At 58.3% G+C, this 930-nt stretch carries 1 protein-coding gene; it reads left to right on the plus strand.

All coding sequences use genetic code 11. The features are described from left to right. Positions 1-928, plus strand: a 928-nt coding sequence (locus G5182_RS20125) for an IS1595 family transposase (protein WP_421254663.1), incomplete at its 5' end; no start/stop codon positions are given. Between the last annotated feature and the right edge of the window lie 2 nt (positions 929-930).

Genomic DNA, 930 nt, shown 5'->3' on the forward strand with positions numbered 1-930 from the left:
TTTTCCCCAGTTAACCCTGCGCCAGCGCCGTGTTGCTCAGCAGGAGCTCACTGCACCCCACACCATTACCTCGCTCAATACTCAGTTACCGGCATGCAGTGGCTGCCCCCATTGTCAGGCCGATGTTACCCAGCTGGCGCCTTGGGGATGGAGTCGGGGACTGCGCCGCTACCGTTGCAAACTGTGTCTGCGCACCAGCACCGGTCTGACCAAGACGCCCTTGGCCAGATTGCGTAAAGCACAGTGCTGGGAAGACTACGCGCAAGCCCTCATCGAAGGACTGACTGTCCGCCAGGCTGCGCGGCGCTGTGGGGTCAGCAAGAACACCGCGTTCCTCTGGCGTCACCGCTTCTTGCGCGCGATGGCAACCCATCAGGCCACCCGGGAAGAGGGCATCGTTGAGGTTGATGAGACCTTCTTCCTTGAATCGTTCAAGGGGCAGCGGGGACTGCCGCGTCCACCACGTCATCGCGGTGGTAAAGGTCGAACTCGTGGAACCGGGCCAGATTACATCCCGGTGATGGTGGTACAAGACCGTGCAGGCCACCATGCGGATTTCCAGTTGGAGAAAATAGATGCCGAGACGGTCATCGCGGTGTTGAAGCCGTTGGTGTCACCGGATGCGGTGCTGTGTAGCGATGGGGCGGGTGTGTATGCCTGTTTCAGCAAGGAACAGGGTATAACCCATCAGGTGGTGCGCAATCGTCAAGGCGAACGGGTAGTCGGTGCGTATCACATCCAGCATGTGAACGGATATCACCATCGGTTGAAAGAGTGGATGGAGCGATTTCATGGAGTGGCGACGCACTACCTGAAGAACTACCTGGGTTGGCGCAGGATGTTGGAGCGTTACGGAAAAGGCGTAAATATCAAAGTGTGTTTGTATGAGGCCCTGGGGCGCCCCATGCAACACGTAATTGGGACATAGCC

The organism is Aeromonas sp. 600948, assembly GCF_049174875.1.
Classification (GTDB): Bacteria; Pseudomonadota; Gammaproteobacteria; order Enterobacterales; family Aeromonadaceae; genus Aeromonas; species Aeromonas veronii_A.